Source organism: Salisediminibacterium beveridgei, assembly GCF_001721685.1.
GTDB classification, from domain to species: domain Bacteria; phylum Bacillota; class Bacilli; order Bacillales; family Salisediminibacteriaceae; genus Salisediminibacterium; species Salisediminibacterium beveridgei.
On record NZ_CP012502.1, the window covers coordinates 321,259 to 344,047 of the forward strand.

Consider the following 22,789-nt stretch of genomic DNA (forward strand, 5'->3'; position numbering starts at 1 on the left):
TTCACCTCCTTTGCAAGTTTATTCAATGACTGATAAAAAATAATCAACAACCTCCGGATGGTATTTGATCCCACGGAGCTGTTTGATTTCAGTCAAGGCACTTTCTTTAGAACGGGCTTTTGAATAAATGCGTTCGCTGGTCATCGCATCATACGAATCCACCAGACCAACAATCGCGGCTTCGAGACAGATTTCATCACGTCTGAGTCCTTTAGGATACCCGCTGCCATCGTATCGTTCATGATGCTGTTCAACGACTTCGGCTGCCAGGATAAAATGGGTAATATTCGTTTTTCTTAAGATAGTTGCTCCATAACGAGTATGTTCCTTCATGATGGTCCATTCTTCCTCATCGAGTTTGGCAGGTTTCAGTAAAATCGATTCCGGGACTTCTGTTTTCCCGATATCGTGAAGGAGTGCGCCGAAATGAAGTTTTTGCAGTGATTCAGAGTTCAGTTCCATTTTCTCGCCGACGAGCATGGAAAGCTCTTTGATTCTAAAGCAGTGGTCTGCTGTATATCCGTCTTTTTTTTCAATTTCAATAGCCAGCATTTCTAAATTTCTTGTGTCGCTGCTGTAATAATGAAATACGGGGTTAGAAGTAATATATAGAAATTCAGAGTCCTCGAGTGCTGTTAATACAATGAATTCACTGACAGGCTGACCTGCGAGAAAATCACCTGCTTCAAGGAAAGACCCCTCATTTGGCCTGTGTAACTTCAATTTACCCGATAAGATATAAACAGCTTCTAATGTATTGGGTTCCTCAGAGTCAGGGCTCATTCCCCAGCGGGCCCCTTCTTTCAGGCAATGATGAATGACTTCCGTGCCGTCGTGTGAGCTCAAAAGAGAGGTGATTGATTTTTTGGTAGCTGCGGTATCCAGTGCTTCGCCATATTTTAATTGAAGAAAAGTTTTGGATGATCTTTGAGAACTCACGAGCAAGCCTCCAAACTGGAAAGTGTGTTCCGTTATTCTGTTGTATTCATTATAGTCGAATCTGTTAGGTTCTGTCGAACATAAATGATAATATTCGGCAATTAAGGATAAAGGTGCAGGACGATTCTTTTTTTAGGAGGTGCCTCCTGCGGTTTCGAGCAACCCAAGGTAAATGTGAGCACGTCGATTGGGATGTGCACAATTTTCAACGAATCCGGGCAAATCCAGAGAAATCCCTGCATCGTCGCGCTTAGGTGAGCATGTCCGGAGGGATGTGCACATCTTCATGCGGACCGCGCATGTTGGGCGCTGTCAATTATTGTGGGTATATTTTGTAAGGAGATCCGTCATTGCGGATGAGCATAGCGGCATGACGGGGGTGAACCGCATTGTATTGCCTCAGGGGGCGAGGGATAACAGGTTTGCTTGTCATCAAGCGGGCAAGGTAGTCTCACAATTCTTTCACTCACTCGGTCTAAATGAGCAATCGCTTCGAATGAGCAGACTGTCATGTAAGGCAACGACTTTGTATGGTAAAGTTAAATCAGTCAAATGACACCAGTAGGAGGGATTGTATTCTGATGAAACAGTTGAAACAGTTATCCAGCCTTCTGTTCCTGCCCATGACCGTGGCGCTTCTCGCGACGGGGTGTTCAGATGAAGAGGTGGAAGATAAAGAACCGGATCAGGACGCGCCGGATGATTCGGTCGTCGGCTCGGGCGGTGCGGTAGCCACAGAAGACGTCCACGCGTCGGATGCGGGGATGACCATCCTCGAGGAGGGCGGCAATGCCGTTGACGCAGCGATTGCATCTGCTGCGGCGCAAGGGGTGACACGCCCGTTTTCCGGCGGGATTGGCGGTGGGGGGATGATGATGATCTACCTGGCTGAAGAAGATCAGCATGTCGTGATTGATCACCGCTCACAGGCGACGGAGGTGTTTGGCCCTGACTCGCTCAGACGTGAGGCGGGGGACCTGATCTATCCTGAGGAGACGAGAATCTCGGGCAGTGCGGTCACCGCTGTGCCTGGTGCCGTCAAGGCCTGGGCGGAAGCACTTGATACATACGGAACGATGAACTTGAGCGAAGTCTTGCAGCCGGCGATTGCCATCGCCGAGGAAGGATTTCAGGTGGATGAGACGTTCGTCAGGGAACTGCGTGAGAACGCTGAACGTTTCCGGCTGTTTGAACCGACAACGGATCTGTACCTCGGGGATGACGGTGAACTGCCGGAAGCGGAGAAGGTTTTTACCAATCCGGATTTAGGGGAGACCTACAGATTGATCGGCGAACATGGCAGCGACGTCTTTTACGAAGGCGAAATCGGGCAGGCCATCACGGAGACTGTCAACGAACCGCCGGTTGTGGCAGATCCGGACTTCGACGCGGTGAGTGAATCGTGGGAAGAGGAATACGGCATCTTGAAAGGCGCAATGACGATGGCAGATTTAGCTGCCTATAAGCCGATCACCCGTGAACCCGTGCATTCGACCTATCAGGGGTATGACATCTACGGCGCGCCGCCGTCTTCAAGCGGTGGGTTAACGATCAGCCATGCGTTGAACATCCTCGAAGGGGTTGATCTCACCAGCATGCCAAGAGAAGAAGCCTTCCATTATTATCTGGAAGCGTCGCGCCTCGCATTTGCCGACCGGCGCGCCTACATCGGTGATCCGGCAATGACGGCGATCTCTACCGAAGGCTTTCTGTCCAAGGCGTATGCCGACAAGCGCCGGACATTGATTCAAGAGGATGTGGCGATGACCGGACAGATTGGACCAGGTGACCCTGCCGGGTTCGACGATGAGGCGGCAGAAAGCAGTCCGGCATTGGCGTATGATTTCACTGAAGATGACGGCGATAAATGGGCATTGACGGCGTTTCACCGCCTTGACCGGGGACCGATGAACAGTCCGTTTGATGCGGAGCTTGATATCAAGGATGATACCGGACGCCTGGCGATTGCAAAGCGGAACCCGGAGCGTGGCAGTGCCTACGGCCGCGCAGCCGGCAATATGGCAGCGACAGCAAACAGTGAGCTGACGATCCGGTTCAAAACCGACAGCGTCGGGGATAATCAGCGGCTCCGTTTCTGGCTTCAGGGTGACGTGTGGAACTCAGGGTCCACCGCACCTGAGAATGGATACGGCGTCGAGGTGAACCTCGAAACAGAAGAGCTCGTGTTGCTTTTGGCTCAGGATTCGGCGTTAAAAACGCTCGACACCATGGGCATCAAGATGGATACCGCGTGGAAAGACCTGCGGTTTCGAGTCGACGGGAATGATCTTCAAGCGAGCCTGTGGGACGTAGATGAAGCTGAACCAGGTGACTGGGCCATCGATCATACACTTGAAAGCGATGAACTGCTGGATGACCGCCGGGGCCGCTTTTTACTGAGCGGGATCAATTTCACCCAGCAAAACGATGTCACCTTTCAGATTGATCGCGTCACTGTGGAAGACCTGGGTACGTCCGGGGGCGAAGAAGTAAAAGAGAGCAGCCCATCAGAAGGGTCCCCTGTCGTCACAGACGATGCGCACAGGTTGTCAGAAGACAAAGGGGAAGGCGAATCCACGATCCATCTGTCCGTCAGTGATGAAGCTGGAAATATTGTCAGCTATACGTCGACGATCGTCTCTATCGGCGGCAACGGCATGGTCGTGCCGGAGCGGGGTTTCCTGTTAAACAATGCGCTCTATGACCGGACGCCGTGGCAACATCCGACCCATCCGAACTATCCGCGGCCCGGGATGCGCCCGATGAGCAGCATGGCACCCACCTTGATTCTGCAAAACGGGGCACCTGTGATGACGCTGGGGGCACCCGGGAGTGATTCGATACTGACGACGGTCCTGCAAATCGTACTCAACCGGCTGGCGTTTGATATGCCGCTTGATGAGGCGATTGCCGATCCGAGAATCAATCAGCGCAACCCATTCAGCGGTGCGGGCAGGTATGAGGCGATTTTCCATCAGGTAGATACCGGCCTCCCGGATCTGGTTGGAGCACTGGAAGCCAAGGGGCATCAGTTCAGACCGGCCACGGCCACGCAGGGTATCGGTGCCGTGACGGGGATTGAGTTCCTCCCAAACGGGAAAGTCATGCCGGCTACGGAGAAAGTGCGCCGGGGCGGCGGGCATGCGCAGGTGCAGTCGGAGGACGAGGCCGGAGATCCTTAAATAACTCTTTTTCAATTTTAAGATGAAAAATGAGAGTAAGTGAATATCATTTAGTTATTTGCTGATTAAAATACCCGAGACACCGATGAAGAAGGAGGTGTCTCGGGTATTATTATTTCTGGGTAATGTAGATTCCGAGTTCAAAAATTCATGATTTTTAAACATTTTGAGATCAAAGGGCTTTTGAAGAGATTTTTCTGTTTCGAAGAAATAACTCCATCAGGTGAATTAACTTCGCTGATTTTGATCCATTACAGTTCTGACATAATCCTTGAGTATTATTGATTAATTCGTCACCCACATACTTAAAAGGGATGATGTGATCTATGTTACAAGATTCCAAAGTGATATTGTTATCACAAAATACGCATCTGCTATTTTGTTGCTGAAGTAATTCTCTCTTTCTTTCGGTTGATATGTTCCGTCTGGAGTTGGACTTAGTAAGGTAGGCTTTGAATAACATCAGGAGTCGATGAAGTTCGTCACTTTCCAATGCCACAAGTCCAACTTTGTCTTTAATGAAGCGGTCTAATTCCATGATTTCTTCTTTATGATTTCGAGTATTTCGCAGTTTTGATTTGAATAAAGCTTTCTCGATGTTACTTTTTTCAAGCTTTTGAACTATTTCTTGAAAGATTGTCAGTAAAAATGACTGGTAAATAACATCTTCCAGGTCCAGTCTGTTGATATTATTGTTTTTCATAAATCGGTCAAATTTATTCATCGTATTAGTCTCCGACTCCTTCGAATGGATTGTAGTTGACATTATCCAGCAGATATCGTTCTTTTAACTTTGAAGATTGACTTTCTGCTAATTTAATCGTGTTAGACTCTGCTCGAAATGCGGTTTTTAAATCACTATCCGTAAATACTTTGTCTCCTTCGAGATTTATTTTTGAATATTCAATAATTTCCTTGATGTTAGACTCTTCAAAACGTTTCTCCTTCTTTACTAAGATGTCAATTATCGATGGGAATAAAAAGAAAATGTATCGCATTCCGCTTACTTTACTAAGGGGATGCTCCTTTTTGTTGATTGCCCCGTCGTAAATGTCGTTCCAAGATTTTAGGTACGTCGATATGATGTGGATCTGCTGACTTTTTTTTTCTGTATTAATCAGTTTATAGACTCCGGATTTTTTAAGGATTTTAGACAGTTGTACGAGGTTCATACCATATTTAACTTTTTTACCGCCGACAATAATTTTTCCTTTTAGCGGTGATACAGGTTCAGAATTCAAAGATTCTAATAATTGGAAAATATTAGATTCCTGTTCTGAAAGTAATCCAAGCCATTCTTTAATCTGACAGAGAATGTTCGGCTGAACTTTTTCTTGTTTGTCATTTGTCATCATAAATAGTTCTTGTTTTTCTTCAAGTGTGAGATTTTGGAATACGGTAAATCCCATTGTGTAATTTTCGTTCCATTTAAAATCAACATTTAAATATTTATTCGCAAAAGAAATAAGTCTGTGTTGACCATCGAGAATCTCGATGTTTCCAAAACAATGATTAAATTCTTCCTTAGTTTCCGGAAATAAAAGGTGAAATCCATTTTCCTCCTCAATTTTTAAGGAATTAAAAACATTCAAAATGGGTGAGTTTGGTATGATTCCCTTTCCAAAATGAGTGGAATCACCGTCTGAAATTGTTAATTTGCCCGCAACATATTTTGCGATTTCCTTTACTTTTGATTCTTTCCAAGGACGTTGAGCTTTTTGACCTGTTTCTGGATCTGGAAGGTTAACAAGCTTAATCACCTCCCGGGGATCGAGAACAACAACACCAAATTTTTTCCCTTTTTGATGACCCATCAGAATAGGTATTTTTTTCATTGTAAAAACTCCCTTTTTGATATTTGTCGACAAGGTTTGAAGTTCACAGGATGAGTTTTAGCTATTGCCGTATATGATTGAAGGTACCTTGCGAAAATAGATGATTTTTTGTAAAAAATTTCTTCATATCGTTTTTAATAACAGAGATAATCTCTGCAGAAAATGATTTTCGAACTTCCCAAATATATTCTTTGGGAAAACTAGAAAGCGCCAACCGGTTCTTCTTCAATTCTGTCTCAACATAGTCGATGATGACAGTTTCTTTCAATTCATCAGTTGAATTGGATGGATTAGCAGCTGTATCGACCATAAATTCAAGAGACAGATTTTTGATATCTGTCATGCTAGGTGCTGATACCCCCCAACCAATTGATTTCCCTGAAACTGGATGCGATGAATGGCCAGCGATCAAATAAATGATCTCCGAATTTGCATCATGATTCGGACGAAAAGAGTAGATTGTAAATATTTTATGTTGAAAACGATTTTCGTTTGCAACCAAATTTGAAATTGGAATATCCAAGGATTCGCTAATTTTAAGAACGATACTCAGTGTTGGATCTCGTTTCCCATTTTCGATTTGAGATAATGCGCTCAAGTGTAATCCGGTCATTGAAGCAAGTTGCTCCAATCTCAAGTCTTTTGATTTTCTATAAAGCCGAACATTTTGACCAAAACTATTATCCATAATGATCACTCCTTTTTGTAATAATAAAATAATACCACGCATAATTTCATTAATCAAGAAATAATTTATTTATTCATGAAATTATTTTTTGTATTAGGAATAAAACATAGTTTCTAGGAGGATATGTATATGCAGATTTAACCTCATCAAAATGATGACTTCTTGGAATAAACTTGAGGTAAGGTAAAATGGACTTGGTAGAAAGAATGATACTTGGTGGGGAAAATACATGTTTGGTTTTATCGGAGGTTTCTCCCAGCAGGAGAGAAGACGCTTTTTCAAAACAAGCTGGTACAGAAGCGGTAGGACAAGCGGAAGGTCGCTGGATGAATTGCTAAACGGGGGGGGGGGGGGGGGGGATGTTTCTGCACTCGTACCGATAAACTTGAGATCAAGCTGAATGAACTCAACCACAAGAATGATCTGGATGTGATTTATATCAAAACGTTCAGGGTTTCGAATACTGTGAATGTACTGGAATAAAAAGTGCGGATCTGTTCAATCATTACACTGTAGGATGCCATCACTTGAAAAGAACACACATGTTCAGTGTTTTAGTACGACAGCTGTCAGTGAAAGCGTGAAGTGAATGTGTCTTCCTTGAATACAAATGACAAGGTTCCCTCGATAACCTATGCAAAAGTGGACGTAAGGGCATTGCTTCAAAGCGAGCGGCAGGAAGATCTCTGTCACGTTAACCTGCATGCTATGAAACAGCTTCATATCAAGACCTTCGTCTTTATCTTTACAAAGCTGATAAGTAAAGAAATATTTGAAGGATTCATTTGGGGAGACGGCGGGTACGAACTATCATATAAATAAGTAAAAAACGTTTTAAAAATCGATGACCATCTTGATCAAGAAGGACTGCTGGTAAACTGAATTCCGTTATAATAAAAACAAACCTGCCCCCATCACAGCTCAGTTTCACCGTGATGGGGGCAGGTATTTTCAGGTGGGATCGGGTGAATTGTCAGTCGTCAATCATGATTCGGTCGATTCTTCCCACCCCGGTTTGATGATTGGTCATTTGCGTGAGAGGGAGGACCTGGCTTTCTGGCTTCCTCTTCTTCGTCTGAATCAAATGACACGTTCCCCGGGTTGTTTAATGCCGGTGCTGCCGGGGATGCGGGAACGTTGGGTGTGACAGGTGGCTTTGGACCGGTTTCTTCTTGCTCTTCTTCTTCTTCACCCGCCTCTACTTCAACAAGCCTGACGTTGTCGAGATACAGGTCATACGGAACAAGGTTTTCGTTGTCGTCGTTCGTGTGACCCAGCTGGAACATCAGTTTGAAGTCCCCAGGATTGTCGACCTGGATATAGGTGGAATGTGTCGTCATCTCTTCACCGATGTCGAATTGATGTACACCTGAGCCGGAGTCCACCAATTCAACGGCGATCTCCTGATCTTCTTCGGCGCGCATGTCAAATTCGATCTTGTACGTGCCGGCTTCACCGGAGATGTCCTGCATGAACTGGATATGCCAGCTTTCCCAGCCGATTTGCTGGATGGTTGCACGGAGCTCTTCGTCCACGATCTCAAAGTCGGCAAGGCCGGCGTTTGGATCGTGATCGCCCATGTTGAAGACATTCCAGACGAGGGATTCATTTTCGTCACCGAATTCCGTCGTCTCCTCAAACGTTCCGTCTTCTACGAGGTTGTCACCCACTTCGACCCAGTGATCGAATTCATTCGGATCTGCCGGGTAGGTCGGTTCGCCGTCTTCGCCCACTTCAACGAGCCGGACGTTGTCCAGGTGAATGTCATACGGGTTATCCGGATCCGGATCATCTTCTTCCCGGCCCAGACCGAACAGGAGACTGTAATCGCCAGGTGACGATACATCGATGTACGTTTCGTAGGTCGTTCTCTCTTCATCGACATCAATTTCCATCAAGCGGTACCCGGCACCGGTGAGCTCGGTATAGATCGGTCGCTCAACGTCAGAGCGCATGTCGAATTGAAGTTTATACGTTCCTGCGGTGACAGATACGTCCTGCATGAGCTGGATGTGGTAAAATGCCCACCCATTCTGCTCGATGGTGGCTTGCAGCTCGTTATCAACGACTTCAAAGTCGGCAAGCCCGCCGTTTGGATCGTGATCGCCCATATTGAAGACGTTCCAGACAAGGCTGTCCTCTTCATCACCGAATTCGGTGGTTTCGTCGAACGTCCCGTCTTCAATGAGGTTGTCGCCGATTTCTTCCCAGTTTTTCGTAGGGTCAACGGGTTCAGGTCCTTCCTCTTCGCCGTTCTCACCTTCGTCCGGATCAATATAGTCTCCTGGTGGCGGATGTTCTGCGTCGGCATCTTCATAGACGCGGACATAATCCACTTCCACCTGCCCCGGGAATTCGGTGGTTTCATCCGGTTCACCGCCGTACCAGCCACCAACGGCCAGGTTTAAAATCATGTGGAATTCCTGGTCAAATGGTGCCGGGTATTCGCCGTACTCGGTATGCCATTCGGTTTTTGTGGAATAGAGTTCGTCATTGACGTACCAGCGGATTTCGCCTGGCTCCCATTCGATGGCGTATTCATTGAAGTCAGTTGTGCGTTTATCTTCAGGGAAGTGGTACTCTTCCGCTGTGTAGGTGTTGTCAGGCCAGAGATCACCGTAATGGATCGCTGCGCCGACAATGTCGGTTTCAGATCCGCGGTTCTCCATGATGTCGATCTCACCGGATGCGGCCCATCCGCCGTATACATCGTCTTGCGGCATCATCCAGAACGCCGGCCAGTAGCCCTGCCCTTCAGGGAGTTTCATGCTCGCTTCAAAACGGCCATAGGCCTGGCTGAACGACTCGTCGGTCAGCACCTTGCCGGATGTATAGTCGTATTCGCCTTTGTCGTCGCTGACTGTTTCTTCACGGGCTTCCAAAATGAGTGAGCCGTCTTCCACGGTCACATTATCTTCCTGGTAGGACTGGAGTTCGTTATTGCCCCAGCCTTCAATCCATTCGTCACCGTCGTAAAAGCCGTTGCCGATGTCGATGCGCCACTTATCCTCGTCGAGTGTTTCACCATCGAACTCATCGTTCCACGTCATTTGCCAGTTCGGTTCCGTATCCTCTTCTTCTGCAGTGACCGTTGTTGAAAATGCCGGTGCGAGTAATGCGAGTACCAGCACACTGTTTACGGATAATTTCATTTTTGATTTCATAACGTGCCCCTTTCGATTGTGTTTGTTGCGATTCGTTCGGATGATTTCCGGATCTGTCTGAGCTCAGCCATGCACCACCTCCAGGTGAGAATCCTTCATTTACCAACTCCCGAAACCGATTTCGTAACCATGTAAAAAAAGCGGTGTGTAAACTGCACACACAGAAATATTTCGGTAAAACAGCTGTGTCGCGTCTGGATCAAAGGGGGATCATTTCACACGGCTTGACCTGTTTGAGCCGTAAAAAGAACCATTACCGAAAGCGCTTTCGTATACTGTAACCCGGGTGGGACATGGCGTCAATCCATTATCAGAAAGTTTACATAATTGGTTCAGGCTTCCTAGGAAGGGAGTGATCATCGCCCTTATGTAGCAATGAACTAGCGCGAAAGTTTGACCTCTGTGATGACCGATCAGTTACCTGTAGATAGAAGAAGTGAGCCAGTGGTGAACGTTAAGGCAGTGTTATCAGAAGGGCGATCATAGAAGAAGTGTTGGAAAGAGGACCGGAGATGTGTTTATTAAAAAAAGAGAATTATGAAGCGGATGATGCATGATAAATGATTCAAAAAAGTTCAGAAAGAGCAGAAGATTGAAACGATGAATCGCCTGAAATACAAACATTCACGATATCCTCGACGGATCAGTCAAAGAATTTATGATAAGTATGATAGTCGTTAACGCTCAGTTGGTAATTATGCATTGCACTCGGCTTGTTGACGCATGTACTTTTGGAGTTTGTCCTCCAGATAAACTAAGGCGTTTTTTATCAACTTATCTAAATTTGATAAAATCCGATCCACCAAAAGTCCTCTTTCTGTAAATGTATTTGCCCCTCGTAAGCAAACATTTATGGTAGAGTACCTTCTCTTTTCTGCCAGAAAATTGCATGAATCCTCTCGAGTACTGTTTTACAAAGGAACTACCGTTACAGTGTTGACGGCTCTTAATGTTTTAAAAATGTATGATAATAAATGAGTAAAAAGATTGGTATGAAAGGAGTAATGCAGCCTGGGCAGAATTATGCCTATAAGAAATGATGCATTTTTTTCTCTGTTGTTTTCATCATGGGAAGAAAAGTGTATGGAGCATTTTATAAGAAGAAAATAAAACGCTCCCGAATATCTTGATTGATTAATCGGGAGCGTGTGGAATACTTTAAAATTTCTGCATCCGTTTCAAGACAAAATAGAATGTTCCATTAAGATTCTTTTTTGTCGAAAAACATGTTTAAATCCGTTTTATCTGTTTCATGTTCCAGAGCTTCTTCTATGTAGTTTTGAGCTTCAACGAGCTTTGATCTGTCATAGAAAGGAACAGGAATAAAGTAGTCGCTACCAGCTCTTTCAATCACTAAAACAGAGAGGATACCGCTTAAAATGACGATAACACCCACGGATAAATAAAACAGCCCTGCAATAAAGCCTGCTGTATCAGTCATCATCACTACAGAAAATAAAATAATTATAAGTCCAATGATCATACGTTTCAATCTGTAACTCGTGGATAGTGTGGTTGAACTTACATTTTTTAAGGGGATAGATTGGTTATCTTTCCCGACCGGGATGAAGCCTAACAGCGTATTCATACCAGAAACTTTAATCAACCTTGAATCTACCGACACGAATCCTTTTACCCAGAAAAACAGCAGCGATAATGAAAAATTAACTTTTTTCTCCAAGAAACATTCCTCCTTTAGTAATATGGTAGGACTTTACCATATCTTTTTTTCTGAATCAATAGATTCAGAAAAAAGATTAAATGGAATATTTAATCTTTTATACATCCATTGATTCAGATAAGTTGATACAAAAACGTTATGAAAAGGTCTTGAAACAAAAAAAGGAACGCCAAGATCACTCAATTGGCAGAAAAGAATGAAAGCAACAGACCTGATCTATGTGCAGGTCTATGTTTTGTGCACTCGCTTCATACCTGTTTGCCGTTGGTACTTAATTTCAACTTTTTTGAAGTGAACAGGTAGGCTTTTAAATTACTTGGATTAGTTTAAGTGCTGATAAAAAGAACTATGAAGTTGATGGCAGTCTGTATCTGTCTTGTTTTTCATTGTTGAAATCATTCATTTTCGGCAGAACCTTGCTCGGGGAGGTTTATCCTCCATCAATCTTAACAAAGACGCTCATGCAAAATGATTCAGCACTAATCCGAATAAAACGTAAATTTACTATCCAGGGTGGTCTTAGAGAAAAAATATAATGTTAATGCATAAAATAGGTTAATGGCAATTAAAATCCATTTATCTATGCTATAATAACCTATTGTGGAGTACAGTAATATATCATTGACCGCATGTTTGTCTGATTAACGTTCAAGCATGAAATAAAATCATCTGCTCAGTAATACTGTTTTCCTGTTAAGGGGTTTTAACTATGTTCACTAACATACAATCATGGATTCGAAGTTCATCATTCAAATCGAATTTTTACCTGTATACACAATCTTTGTCGCTGGGGCTTACGCTATTAGTGATGTTACCGGTAATGAGAGGGTTTGGTTCAGAAGCTCCGCTTTTACAAGTGCCCGTGTACTTGTTTTGGGTGCTTCCTATTTTGTTCCTGGTCTTATCAACATACGGTAAAAATCTTGATTTCAGAGTGCCGATTGGCTATGCGACATTAACATTTTACCTGGTTTTCATGTGGAACTATGAAACGGATTTTGTTTATGCTGCAGCAGGCGGTTCCATTCTCGGTTTACTTGTTTTTTTATTTGCTTATAAAGTGGCTATTCCTTATCATGGGATCCCGCTGGCAGTAACGATTATGGCAGCGATGCCTTTTATTTATCACATCCGGACAACGGATGATAGATTACTCAGTACAGAAGGATTCAGTGAACAGGTTCTGACACTGGAGAAGGTAACTGAAGTCATGCAGCAACCCGTTATCTTGGCTGTTCCTCTCAGTGCAGTAGTGATGAATCTCGTCATTTATTGGGGATATGGTTATTTTAGCCGGAAAAAAACGAGGTTGGAGTAAAAGACATTATGAGTTATAGCAGAAATGTCAGCGGGTTATTCATAAAACGATACTCCAGAATTCTTCCTGTTAGCTTGAAGAGGTGATGAGCTATGATCTATGATTTTCTCATGAAAGTAAGAGAATTAATAACATTGATGCCACTTTATTTATCAGGTGCTGTCCTGTTGGCCAGTTTTTTTCCTGTAATGTTAACTTATGCTGGTGAGGAATCAATTTATACGCCATTTGTATCGGTGCTGTTAGTGATCATCGCAATGGCACTTTGGGATCAAACGGAAAACACACCGTTGTCTTTTGCGTGCATCGGTTTTTTGTTGGTTTTTCTCCCCTTATCAAGGATGGTAAATGCGGATACGGCAGTCTTGGCAGGGGCGATAGTCTCGCTGTTTGTGTATATCATGGCTGAAAAGAATAATTGGGAAGTGGAGTCAGCTGTCACGGCTCTCGTGACACTCATGATGATGGGGTTATTCACGGAACGGTTACCTGGCGACGAATACCATGACACCTTTTTTGATTTTTTTGCGTTTTCTACATATGAAACACTGTCTCTTGCGATGGTGTCCAGCTACTTTTATTTACCGGTACTGTCTGGCATGATCATGCAATTGATGATTACCCGAATGGATCGATTGCTGCCGGTCTCAAGGGATGATGAAAATCAGGGGAAGACTCCAAAATCAGAATTTAATTCTCATGAGTCAAAGCAGTTTGATCACTCTCCGGCTGCTGTTTATAAATTTAAAGAATATGATAATAAAAGAAATAAGCATCAAAAGCAGACGGATGCCGATGAAAAAAATCAATTCAGGACTCCTGAATCGAAGCCGGAAGAATCCCCGGATGATCATGATGATTCATTCTTTTAGATTCAAGCTCACATATAACGTTACAGGGAACGCGGCTAGCAGTTTATGAAAAGGTGGTGTGGATGATTTTTACTTCAAAAAAGACATACTCTGTGAAAGATAAACGATCAGAAACATATATGGAAGTGAAAGGGTATGAGGTCACGACTCATTTTGCTGTGCATAAAGAAAGCAGCAAGAACTGGTGGGTGGATCACCTTCCCTCGGGTTATAAATTGAAAAAAATGTCTTCCCGTGACAATGCAGAAACCCTTTCAAATGAGATTGAAGGAATGATGGACTGGAGTCATAAAGAGGCGCCGGAAGTGTTTCGAAAAAGTGAATATTTCAGGGATTTTTTCAGGCATGTGAGTGAAGCTATTGAAAATAATGAGGACATCCCTGTTGCTCCAGAAGTGCTGAAATACAATCTGTTTTTCATAGAGATGGATGAAGTGGATGAAAGGTGGGATATATTTCTCCAAGCATGGAATGAGTTGGAGTCTCTGATTGGATTGTCGGATGTGAAAGAAACCATCATGAAAATTATGCAATCCATTCGAGGAAGGAAAATAAATGAGAAGATGGTTAAAGGATCAACACCGTCTTATCATATGTTGTTCAAAGGCGCTGCGGGTACAGGAAAGACAGAAGTGGCCAGGATCGTGGGTATGTTGTTTTATGCCATCGGTGTCGTACCGGAGGACCGTTTTTTAGAGGTAGGGCGAAAAGATCTCGTTGGAGAGCATGTGGGAGAGACAGCGCCAAAAACAGAAAAAATAATTAATCAGGCAATCGGTGGTGTTTTATTTATCGATGAAGCCTATGCGCTGGTTTCCAATACAAAGAATGATTTCGGTAATGAAGCCATAGAGGTGTTGATTAAGGCGATGGAAGACCATCGGGAGGACTTTGTCGTCATCCTCGCTGGTTATCAGGGAGAAATGGAAGAATTAATGGATATGAATGAGGGCTTCCGTTCAAGGGTTCGCTTGCATATTCCGTTTTCGAATTACACACTTGATGAGCTGGCACAAATTTCAAAAGAGATGCTCAACAGCAAGGGGTGTGAGCTGGACGCTGATGCACATCTAGAACTGGCCAGTTATTTGAAGTTGTATGAGCACCAGGGCGTGGTCGATGGGAATGCGAGAACGGTTCGGAACCTGATTGAATTTGTTATCGAAGAAATGCATACACGTACGGCTTTGACAGGGGAAGCTACGAATGTCGTTATTGCTGAAGATTTGAAAAAAGCAGGGAATGTTTCTAATGATGATCCGGAGAGATTAGTAAAAATGAAGGACGAAGCTGTACAGGAACTTGACAATCTGGTAGGAATGACGGAATTGAAAAATGAAGTCAGGCGGATTATGAATACGATCTTATTAAATGAAAAAAGAAAAGAATTTAATATGGAAGTGGAAAAGTCACGAATGCATATGTGCTTCACCGGTCCTCCTGGGACAGGGAAGACCACTGTAGCAAGAATCATGGGGAAATTTTTCAATGGTTCGGGGATCTTGAGCAGTGGTCATTTTGTGGAGGCTTCACGGGGAGATCTTGTTGCTGAATATTTGGGTCAAACCGCTCCTAAAGTAAACAGAAAAATAAAACAATCGATGGGCGGCGTGATGTTCATCGATGAGGCTTATAATCTGATTACAGACGAGCATGATTATTTTGGAAAGGAAGCTGTATCGACACTCATTCAAGGAATGGAAGATTATCATGAAGATCTGGTGGTTATCCTGGCAGGCTACAGTGAGGATATCAAGAATATGATCGATGTGAACCCTGGTTTTAAGTCGAGGATCGGGTATTATTTCGATTTTCCAGATTATACGGCTGAAGACATTGTTGAGATTTCGAAAAGATTACTGGACTCGAAGGGCTATGATTTAAGTGTTGATGCATCACAAGCACTGGAACATCATATGATCGACTTTCATCAGGATGAAGGTCATTTCGGTGGAAACGGTCGTTGGGCTGATGAATTTGTGAAATTGGCAATCAATTGCGCGAATCAACGACTGGTGAACGATGGCGACTTGAATGAACTGACACCTGAAAAACTGCAATCAATTCAGAAAATGGATATTGATGAAGCAATGAAGATTACGAGAAGAAAAAGCGGAGCGATCTGATATCGAAAAAAGCGATGATATTTATTTGTCGAAACCATTCAGGGTTTATGCGAACTCTCCATTTAATGATAAATATTCCAATCAAATAGAAATCGACTCATCTGACAAACTATCAAGGGAATCCATTAGTTTGTGGAGAGATTACCTGATTTTGATCCTGATTTCAAGATTCCCGGTTCTTTTCAACTCGCGGATAATCTCGAAAAGAATTTTAATTAAACTGATAGGCTATTATCCACCGAAGGATTGGTGAAAAAAGTTGTATTTTCTCTGCAATCAGGACCTTATGTGGAATGATTCTTAAAGACTGGCAAAAGAACTGAAACGGATGGGGAGAACGCTCAGTGCCAATACCCAATGATAATCAACTGAATTATGAAGAATACCAAATGAACCATATCTATTCTATATAGGTTCGATTAGGTTGTGCACTCGTTTCCACAAAACCTAGGAAGTGCACTTGCACCCGATAGAAATCTGAGTTATTCTATTCTTAAGAAAGCGCTTGCTTCATTAGCGATCCTGCTAAGTCAGCTGGTGCTTTAATTTTTACACATAAATGAAAACGTTTGCACAAACAATGCAAAAAATGCACGATTTGTGCAAACAGGTCATGAATCGAAGGGGATTCGAATGGAGAGGAGTTGATTGTGCGCACTTGTTCGACATGCAGGTTGTTTGATCGGAATACGACATCGAAGGGAGATTGACAATGCAAAGTAGAAAGTGGAAAAGACGATCGGCGAAGTTTATGACAGCAGTGATGGGCATGAGTGTCTTTACGGCGTTCACACCCGCCGTAACAGCAGAAGAGGAAGCAACGGACGAAAGCGGCGAGGTGCCGGAAGATCACCTGCGGATTCATTATGATTACGGTGATCAGGATCTGTCGAGCCTGGGGATCTGGTATTGGGGTGATTTCAGTACAATTTCAGCGGATCGTGAAGGTGAAGAAGAAGATACAGCATGGCCTGGTGACGTCCGTTTCTCAGAAGAACAGACGACGGATTTTGGTGCATACATTGACGTCGAACTGGCCGAAGACCCGGAACTTGTTGAGTTTTTAATCAACAATGCAGACGGCGAAAACGTAACAGGTGATCTTGAAGTCGACATGTTATCGGACGAGATGAACGAAGTCTGGGTTACAAATGACGAAGCGATCTATTACTATGAGCCGGTGGCGTTTGACGATAACATCCTCCGGGTCCACTTTCAAACCGACGATGACGTCTATGACCCATGGGGACTCTGGACATGGGGCGATGTGGCAGAAGCGCCGGATGAATGGCCAACAGATGCTCATCCGTTCAGTCAGGATCAGACCGGTCCATACGGTGCTTACGTTGATATCGAGCTGACCGATGATCCTTCTTCTGTCGGTTTCCTCTTAGTCGACCGTGACACAGAAGAGCAGACGGATGATTTCACGTTTGGTGATCTGGATCAGCACAGACAGGTGTTTGTGAATCTGGATGCGGATGAGGTGTACACGAACCCTTACTTCGCCGGAACAGAGGAAGAAGCGCCGGAGCTTGGTGAAGGAGAATATGATTTTGCCGTCAGTGGTGAAACGACAGGTGCCGTGGATGCCGAGAATCATGCGGTACTGGATCTGGACGTGACCTATCCGGAAGAAGACGTGGCGATTGATCGCATGCACGCGGACGTCAGCTTGTTGGGTGGGCCGGATGAGCTTGCGATCTCACCTGAAGTGATGGGTGTGACGCTGTCTGCGCATTATTCGGTGGACCCTGGCACGTATGAGATTCCACTCACACTGATTGATGAAGAAGGCGGTGTGTATGAAGGCAGCGCAGAGGTTGATGTGGTGGAACATACGAAAGAAGATGGTGACTTCAATTGGGATGAATCGGTCATTTACTTTATGCTGACGGACCGTTTCTATGACGGGGACCCGTCAAACAACGACCCATATGATCTGGACTACGATTTCTACGATAACCCGCGCGGTACACCGCAGGGCGGTGACTTTGCCGGGGTGAAAGAGAATCTGGATTATCTGGATGAGCTGGGTGTCAATACCGTCTGGATCACACCGATCGTCGAGAACATTGCATATGATGTGAGCTATGCAAGCGATGACGGCTCGTATTTCGGCTATCATGGGTACTGGGCGCAGGATTTCGAAGAATTAAATCCGCATCTCGGAACACTGGAGGAATTTCATGACCTGATCGATGCTGCGGCAGAGCGGGACATGGACATCATGGTGGATGTGGTCTTGAACCATCCGGGTTATGGCTTGAAACCGGAAGACGGTGATGTGGAAGATCCGCCGCCAGGCTATCCGACGGATGAGGACAGAGAGCGGTTTGACGGGATGATTCGAGAAGAGCCAGGCTCTGATGATGAAACGATGGAACTGGCTGAATTACCGGATTTCAAAACCGAAGTACCGGAAGTCCGCGAACAGATCGTTGATTGGCAGACATCCTGGATTGAAAAGTCCACAACCGATGCGGGCAACGCCATTTCGTCCTTCCGTGTGGATACCGTGAAACACGTGGATGAGCCGACGTGGCAACTGTTCAAAAATGAACTGACCCGGGAAAGCACCGATTTCAAGATGATTGGTGAGGCGTGGGAGAACAATATCGACGGTGATCACCGTTACTTGAACTCCGGACAGATGGATTCCCTGTTGAGCTTTGATTTCAAAGGCATTGCCGGAAATCTCGTCAACGGGAATATTTCAAATGCGGTGGATGCACTGGATGACGTGCAGCACACGATTGATAACAAGGCGACGCTTGGGAATTTCCTTGGCAGCCACGATGAAGAAGGGTTCCTCTATGCGCAGGACGGCGATGAAGGGAAGCTGAAAGTTGCCGCATCCCTGCAGGCTTTTGTCAAAGGGCAGCCGGTCATTTATTACGGCGAAGAACTCGGTCAGACCGGTGACGATAATTGGCCGGTGTATGACAATCGCTACGATATGGGCTGGAACCTTGTGGAAGACAATGCGATCCTCAGCCACTATCAAAACGTGTTTAATCTCCGTGGTGAGCACAGTGAAGTGATGGCCCGCGGCGCGTTTGATCACGTGACGGGTACGGATGATGACGGGTTTGTCGTCTTCAGCCGAACCTACGATGATGATGCCGTTTACGCGGCCATGAACGTCGAAGAAGAAGCGCGCCAGATCACACTGGACGTGGACTCCGACGATGCCGTGGTCACCGATCACTACTCGGGTGACACGTATACGGCAAGTGATGAGTCGGTGACGGTTACTTTACCGGCGATGGCAGACGGGGGTACAGCCCTTCTGACCGTGGAAAATGGCACGATCACTGGCGGTGAAGAAGGTGACGCGCCGGAAACCGATGAGATTCCGGACAATCATTTACGGGTTCACTTTGATAACGGCGACACCGATCCTGGTGACCTTGGCATCTGGTACTGGGACGGTGCTGCGTCTCCATCAGAGGACGATGCGGAATGGCCAGGGGATGAACAATTCTCTGAAGAGCAGATGACAGATTTCGGGGTGTACTTCGACATTGAACTGGAAGAAGGCGCCGACTACTTGAATATGCTCGTCAATTACGACGGCGAGAATCTGACCGGGGATTTCACCATCGATCGTCTCGCAGAAGAAATGAATGAAGTGTGGTTGTATGAAGACGGGACGTACCTGACGTATGAGCCGGTGGCGCTTGACGATCAGGTCAGGATTCATTACGACCGGGAAGACAACGATTTTAACGACTGGGGCGTTTGGTTCTGGGAACAGGGGTTAAATCCGCCATCAGACTGGCCGGATGACGCCGTTGACTTCGAACAGGAAGGCCGCTACGGGGCCTATGTGGATATCGATCTGGAAGACGGTGCTGAAGAACTTGGTTTCTTGTTACTCAATACCGAAACAGGTGATCAAACCGAAGATATGCTGTTCACAGAACTTGACGAGCACAATCAAATTTTTGTGACTGAGGGTGATGACACCGCCTATAACAACCCATACCATGTCAGCTCAGAAGGGTTGACGGGAGCCGAGGTGCTCTCAGACGAGCTGATTGAACTGCGATTTACGTCTACGGAAGGGTTCGATGAAGACTCCCTGATGGCAGGCATCACGTTGACGAATCGGCACGGAGAGGAAGTCTCTTTTGATTCGGTCACAATTGACGAAGACGGCGAAACCGTCAGCGTTCACGGATCATTGAACCTGGACGATGCACCATTTGACGTGACGTACAATCAGCGCACCGCAACCGCTGGCGTGGGCTGGAGACTCAAAGATGAGATGTATGCCTATGATGGTGACCTTGGAGCTGAACTTCATGAAGACGGCTCAGCAACCTTGAAAGTCTGGTCACCGAGTGCGGACAATGTGTCGATTATCTTGTATGATGCGGACGATCAGTACGAGGTTGTTGCCGATGGTGTGGACATGCAGCGCGGAGACCGGGGTGTCTGGGAAGTGACCCTGGACGAGGATAACACCGGGGTTACTGACCTGAGCGGTTTCTATTACCACTATGACATTGAGCGTGACGGGGAATCGGTGTTGGCGCTCGACCCTTACGCATCATCCATGGCAACGTGGGACAGCGGAAACGTTGATGAAGTACCGATCGGAAAAGCGGCGATTGTGGATCCGTCGGCCATCGGTCCTGAACTGGATTTTGCAGACATCGATGGGTTTGAAAAACGCGAAGATGCGATCATTTATGAGATACACGTCCGTGACTTCACGTCGGACCCGGATATCGATGAAGAATTGGAATCACAGTTTGGCACATTCGCTTCCTTTGTTGAAAAACTGGATTATATTGAAGATCTGGGCGTCACACACGTACAGCTTCTGCCAGTGATGAGTTATTTTTTCGCAGATGAATACAACAATGACGAGCGCATGTTGGATTATTCATCCACCCAGAACAACTATAACTGGGGTTACGATCCGCACAGCTATTTCTCCCTCACCGGCATGTATTCTGAAGATCCGGATGATGCCGAGAAGCGGATTGAAGAATTCAAACTCTTAATCGAAGAAATTCATGACCGGGATATGGGTGTGATTTTGGATGTGGTTTACAACCATACGGCCCGGGTTGAGATTTTTGAAGACCTTGAACCCGAGTACTATCATTTTATGGATGATGACGGCACGTCCCGCACGAGCTTTGGCGGTGGACGACTCGGAACGACCCATGACATGTCACGCCGCATTTTGGTGGATTCGATCATGCACTGGGTCGAAGAATACAAAGTGGACGGCTTCCGTTTCGATATGATGGGTGATCACGATGCGGAAAGTATCCAGATGGCGTACGACAAGGCGAAAGAAGTCAATCCGAACATCGTGATGATCGGTGAAGGCTGGAGAACCTTTGTCGGGGATGAATCCGGCGGGGATGTCATGCCTGCCGATCAGGATTGGATGCAGTATACCGAAGCCGTCGGATCCTTCTCGGATGAATTCAGAAACGAACTGAAGTCCGGATTCGGCAGCGAAGGTGAGCCGCGTTTCTTAACAGGAGGCGCCCGTGACATTCAGCAAATCTATGACAATGTCACAGCGAACCCGCATAATTTCACAGCAACGAATCCAGGGGATGTGGTGCCATACATTGCCGCGCACGATAACCTGACGCTTCATGATGTGATCGCACAATCGATTCAGAAAGATCCGGAATATCACCAGGAAGAAATCCATCAGCGGATTCGTCTCGGGAACCTGATGGTGCTGACGTCGCAAGGCACATCGTTCATCCATGCGGGTCAGGAATTCGGACGCACCAAGCAGTTCCGTGCGGAAACCGACGAAGCGCCTTACAAGTCCACCTATATGGAAAATGAAGATGGCAGCCCATTTGAATTCCCGTATTTCATCCACGATTCCTATGATTCGACGGATGCGATCAACATGATCGAATGGGACAAAGCGACGGATGAAGAAGCGTATCCGATCAACAACATGACGCGGGAATATACGACAGGATTGATTGAACTGCGTCGCTCAACGGATGCCTTCCGGTTAGGAACTTTGGAAGAAATCGATGAACGCGTCTCGATGATCGATGCGCCTGAAATCAACGACCAGGATCTGATTATCGGTTACCACGCCAAATCAACCGACGATACGGGTGAGTATGCGGTGTTTGTAAATACCGATGAACAGGAACGGACGCTGACCCTTGAAGATCTCGATTTAACAGAAGGCGTTGTGATTGTTGATGGCAACGAATCAGGCATAGCGGAAGTTTCGGATCCGACAGGCTTTGAGCTCTCCGCGGACCACATCTCACTTGACCCATTAACAGCGGTTGTTGTGAGAATTGGTGGCGAAGACATTCCTGAAGAACCGCAATCAGCAGCTGAACAATTAGCTGAACTGGATGACATGATCAGTGAACATGTTCAGGCCGGTGAGATTCGCGGACCGCTTGTCAACCAGCTTGGGAACATGGTCAGACAAGCGAAACATCATGAAAGCAGTGAGCGTCACAGTCAGGCAGTTAGGTTCATGGAGAACGTCCAGAAACATCTGGATAGAAGACCGAACGCCAGACATATTGAAGGCGATGCGAAAGCAACGTTGCTGGATCAAGCAGACGCAGTGATCAAACAGCTGGAGTCTGAAACAGAGGAATAATCGCAACATGTAAAGCCACAGATGGTCCCTATGAAAGGGGCATCTGTGGCTTTTCTTTTATCGTAGGTCTAATGAATACATTTTTCTTGCTCCGTTGAAAAATCAAAGCAAATAGCATAGTCGAACTAGAGGTTGTTCATGTGATTTGTAAAATTATTGTTGATTCAGGGTGATAATAACCATGATTAACCATAAAAAAGAGACGTTTTTATTTGCGAATGACAAAAAAATCTAATCTTAAAGAGGAACAATCGTAAACGACAGTGGAAATGAAATCAAGTCAATTGGAGTAGTTCAGACGGGTGATTCAGAAGAGAACAGTCTGTCAGTGCAGCCTTATCGGTGTTTCTGATGTA

At 45.5% G+C, this 22,789-nt stretch carries 11 protein-coding genes; 5 read left to right on the forward strand and 6 right to left on the reverse strand.

What is annotated here, in order from left to right; all coding sequences use genetic code 11:
• Positions 1–18: 18 nt before the first annotated feature.
• Complete coding sequence (locus tag BBEV_RS01515) at positions 19–939, reverse strand: HD-GYP domain-containing protein (protein WP_084007158.1); 921 nt, start codon at positions 937–939, stop codon at positions 19–21.
• Between the two features lie 581 nt (positions 940–1,520).
• Between BBEV_RS01515 and BBEV_RS01520 the strand changes: the two genes are divergently transcribed.
• Positions 1,521–4,121 (forward strand): gamma-glutamyltransferase, encoded by a 2,601-nt coding sequence (locus tag BBEV_RS01520; RefSeq protein WP_069363850.1) that lies wholly within the window; start codon positions 1,521–1,523, stop codon positions 4,119–4,121.
• 172 nt (positions 4,122–4,293) lie between these two features.
• On the opposite strand, the gene BBEV_RS01525 is transcribed toward BBEV_RS01520, so the two are convergent.
• The 5 genes from BBEV_RS01525 to BBEV_RS01550 all read right to left on the reverse strand — a co-directional run bounded on the left by BBEV_RS01525 (position 4,294) and on the right by BBEV_RS01550 (position 11,489).
• On the reverse strand, positions 4,294–4,845 hold the full coding sequence (locus BBEV_RS01525; RefSeq protein ID WP_069363851.1) for an HNH endonuclease: 552 nt from the start codon (positions 4,843–4,845) through the stop codon (positions 4,294–4,296).
• A 4-nt stretch (positions 4,846–4,849) separates the two neighbouring features.
• Positions 4,850–5,956, reverse strand: coding sequence for a DGQHR domain-containing protein (locus BBEV_RS01530; protein WP_069363852.1), 1,107 nt, complete (start codon positions 5,954–5,956; stop codon positions 4,850–4,852).
• A 61-nt stretch (positions 5,957–6,017) separates the two neighbouring features.
• Positions 6,018–6,701, reverse strand: a complete 684-nt coding sequence (locus BBEV_RS01535; RefSeq protein ID WP_157100892.1) for a helix-turn-helix domain-containing protein — start codon at positions 6,699–6,701, stop codon at positions 6,018–6,020.
• 923 nt (positions 6,702–7,624) lie between these two features.
• On the reverse strand, positions 7,625–9,808 hold the full coding sequence (locus tag BBEV_RS17030; protein WP_232318245.1) for a glycoside hydrolase family 16 protein: 2,184 nt from the start codon (positions 9,806–9,808) through the stop codon (positions 7,625–7,627).
• A gap of 1,201 nt (positions 9,809–11,009) precedes the next feature.
• Positions 11,010–11,489, reverse strand: a complete 480-nt coding sequence (locus tag BBEV_RS01550) for a hypothetical protein (protein WP_069363855.1) — start codon at positions 11,487–11,489, stop codon at positions 11,010–11,012.
• Positions 11,490–12,198: 709 nt separating this feature from the next.
• Between BBEV_RS01550 and BBEV_RS01555 the strand changes: the two genes are divergently transcribed.
• The 4 genes from BBEV_RS01555 to BBEV_RS01570 all read left to right on the forward strand — a co-directional run bounded on the left by BBEV_RS01555 (position 12,199) and on the right by BBEV_RS01570 (position 22,433).
• Entirely contained in the window at positions 12,199–12,807 is a 609-nt protein-coding gene (locus BBEV_RS01555) for a hypothetical protein (protein ID WP_157100894.1), read from the forward strand.
• A 92-nt stretch (positions 12,808–12,899) separates the two neighbouring features.
• On the forward strand, positions 12,900–13,679 hold the full coding sequence (locus BBEV_RS01560; RefSeq protein ID WP_069363857.1) for a hypothetical protein: 780 nt from the start codon (positions 12,900–12,902) through the stop codon (positions 13,677–13,679).
• A gap of 92 nt (positions 13,680–13,771) precedes the next feature.
• On the forward strand, positions 13,772–15,805 hold the full coding sequence (locus BBEV_RS01565; RefSeq protein WP_198155042.1) for an AAA family ATPase: 2,034 nt from the start codon (positions 13,772–13,774) through the stop codon (positions 15,803–15,805).
• Between the two features lie 751 nt (positions 15,806–16,556).
• Positions 16,557–22,433 (forward strand): pullulanase, encoded by a 5,877-nt coding sequence (locus tag BBEV_RS01570; protein WP_232318247.1) that lies wholly within the window; start codon positions 16,557–16,559, stop codon positions 22,431–22,433.
• Positions 22,434–22,789: the final 356 nt, after the last annotated feature.

What these genes read in the sequence shown, in the direction of transcription:
- BBEV_RS01560 (WP_069363857.1), top strand. Translation starts at nt 12,900, where the DNA reads ATGATCTATGATTTTCTCATGAAAGTAAGAGAATTAATAACATTGATG.
- BBEV_RS01525 (WP_069363851.1), bottom strand. Translation starts at nt 4,845, where the DNA reads ATGAATAAATTTGACCGATTTATGAAAAACAATAATATCAACAGACTG.
- BBEV_RS01530 (WP_069363852.1), bottom strand. Translation starts at nt 5,956, where the DNA reads ATGAAAAAAATACCTATTCTGATGGGTCATCAAAAAGGGAAAAAATTT.
- BBEV_RS01570 (WP_232318247.1), top strand. Translation starts at nt 16,557, where the DNA reads ATGACAGCAGTGATGGGCATGAGTGTCTTTACGGCGTTCACACCCGCC.
- BBEV_RS01520 (WP_069363850.1), top strand. Translation starts at nt 1,521, where the DNA reads ATGAAACAGTTGAAACAGTTATCCAGCCTTCTGTTCCTGCCCATGACC.
- BBEV_RS01555 (WP_157100894.1), top strand. Translation starts at nt 12,199, where the DNA reads ATGTTCACTAACATACAATCATGGATTCGAAGTTCATCATTCAAATCG.
- BBEV_RS17030 (WP_232318245.1), bottom strand. Translation starts at nt 9,808, where the DNA reads ATGAAATCAAAAATGAAATTATCCGTAAACAGTGTGCTGGTACTCGCA.